The organism is Microvirga solisilvae, assembly GCF_022808595.1.
Lineage (GTDB): Bacteria > Pseudomonadota > Alphaproteobacteria > Rhizobiales > Beijerinckiaceae > Microvirga > Microvirga solisilvae.
On the sequence record NZ_JAKUCN010000018.1, the window covers coordinates 1 to 2,421 of the forward strand.

A 2,421-nucleotide genomic window follows, 5' to 3' on the forward strand; every position below is an offset into this window, starting at 1 on the left:
AGGTGGAGGTGCGCTGGCACATTGCGCCGGGCGGGGAGCAGCCGATGCTGCATTTTTCCTGGATGGAGCATGGCGGTCCGCGGGTGACGGCGCCGGCGCGGCAGGGCTTTGGTTCGCGGCTGCTGCAGCGGGTTCTGACCACGCAGCTGCAGGCTCAGGTGAACATGGAATTCCAAGAGCATGGGCTGCATTTCACCATGACGATGGCCATCCCAGGCGAGCCACCTCTTTTCAATCCGGATAAACAGGCATCTCAGGCATCATGACCAACGACAGCGTGAGGGCTTAGAACCATGAACGGGCGAGGCATTACCCAAGCTCCGGGTGAAGCTGCCCTGTTGAGAGAGGGCGGCAGCAACAAGGAGCGTATTGCTGAACTTGAGAGCCGTCTTCACGCGCTCAATACGTCGCTTCGCTCCACCGACGCCAAGCTACAGGCCGCGCTCAGCCTCAGCCGAGTGGGCTCATGGGAGCACGATCTGAAAACCGGTGTGGTGAAAGGCAGTCCAGCATTCTATGCGTGCCTTGGGCTCCCCTCGCATTCGACGCTGACCTATGAAGAGTTGCAGCAGATCTTTCATCCTGACGATGTTCTTCGCATCGATCAGGCGATTGCATATTCCATCAAGACAAAAACCGATTTCCAGGTCGAGCATCGCCTGATCAAGTCCGATGGCGAAGTGAACCGCGCCGTGCTGAGAGGGTCCGCCCTCTTTGAAGGCGATAGCCCGGTTCGGGTCATGGGCATCATCCAGGATGTGACGGAACGCGAGCGGGTCAAGGAAGAAGCCGCTCTCTCGCATCGCAAGCAAGAGTTTCTTCTCTACCTCCACGATCAGATCACTGCCCAGGAAGAGCCGCTGCTCATTCTGGAATCGATCGTTCGAAGCCTTGCCCTGTTCCTGGAAGTCGACAGCGTTGGATATGGAGAGATCACGGAAGACCAAAGCGCGATCGTCGTCCTGAAGGAATGGTCGAAAGGGCTTCTCTCCAATGAGGGCCGCGTCGAGCCGACAGGTCAGGCGCCCGCCTATGTCGTGCAAGCCTTGATGGAGGGAAGGCCCAGTGTGATCGAGGACGTCTCGATCGATCCGGCAGTCGAAGCGTTTTATACAAGTGTTGCCATCAAGGCGATCCTGACCGTTCCGCTGATGAAGAACGATCGCCTTGTGGGGTTGTTCTATGCAAGCACATCCCGCCCCCGTCACTGGACGGGCGACGAGATCGCTCTTGTCGTCGATGTGGGAGAGCGAACATGGATTGCTGTCGAAAAAGCGCGCGCAGAGCGCGAACTGCGCGAAACCCAGGCGCGCTTCCAGCTCATTGCAGAATCGCTGCCGGCACTCGTGTGGATTCTCAACCCGGATCTGGAGCTGACCTACACCAACGAGCGCTGGGTGAAATATCTAGGGCAGCCTCCTGAACTGGCACTTGGCCACAGCTGGATCCAGGCCATTCACCCGGACGATTGGGCACGCATGGAGGTGGAGCTGCAGCATGTGGTTCCCAACCACATGGCCTATGAGGCGGAGGCACGTTACCGGTCAGGCACAGGCGAATATCGCTGGCACCTGATCCAGGGCGCACCGGTGCACAGCGCCACGGGCGAGTTCAAGGGCTGGGTCGGCACCAGCATCGACATCCACGACATGAAAATGATCGAGGAAGCCCTGCGCACAAGCGAGAGACAACTTCGGCTTGCCCTGCAAGCCGCCCAGCTTGGCAATTGGAGCTGGAATGCCGGTTCCCAAGACATCCTGCTCTCGGACAAGGCAGCGGAAATCCTCGGACTTCCTCCAGGCTCATCCATCACGAGAGAGCGCATGCATGAGCAGATTCACGCTTCCGATCATGCGCGCGTTCTCTCCACCATCAGGAGAGCCATCGAGAACCGTACTCAATACAGCGTCGAGTACAGGATCTTGCGTCCGGGGGACCAATCCCACACCTGGATCACGGCCCAAGGCAACCCGATCTATGATTCCGATGGAACGTTCATCGGAACCACCGGTGTCTTCCAAGACATTACGGATCGCAAGCATGCGGAGGAGCGCCAGCAGCTGCTCATCCGCGAGCTGCATCATCGCGTCAAGAACACGCTCGCCACCGTCCAGGCCATCGTCGGATCAACCGCACGCACCGCCACCAGCATCGACGACTTCTACCAGGGCTTCGTCGGACGCATCGTCTCGCTCGCCCGCACCCACAACCTGCTCACCGAGGACCTGTGGCAGAAGGCCGACCTGCGCGAGCTGGTCCAGACCGAGCTCGGTCCCTACGAGGACGAGGCGCGCAACCGCATCCTCGTCGAAGGCCCGCATATCGAGCTGCCCTCGGAGGCGGCCGTGCCCATCGGCATGGCCATTCACGAATTGACCACCAACGCCGCCAAGCATGGCGCCTTGTCGACCTTCGGCGGCC

Annotated in this window: 1 protein-coding gene and 1 pseudogene; both read left to right on the forward strand. The window is 59.9% G+C overall.

The window, feature by feature from the left end; genetic code table 11:
- Positions 1 to 266, forward strand: a pseudogene (locus MJ639_RS17745) (histidine kinase); the annotation flags it as partial.
- Between the two features lie 27 nt (positions 267 to 293).
- Positions 294 to 2,421: PAS domain-containing protein (locus MJ639_RS17750; protein WP_243375682.1), on the forward strand; the 2,128-nt coding region annotated here is incomplete at its 3' end.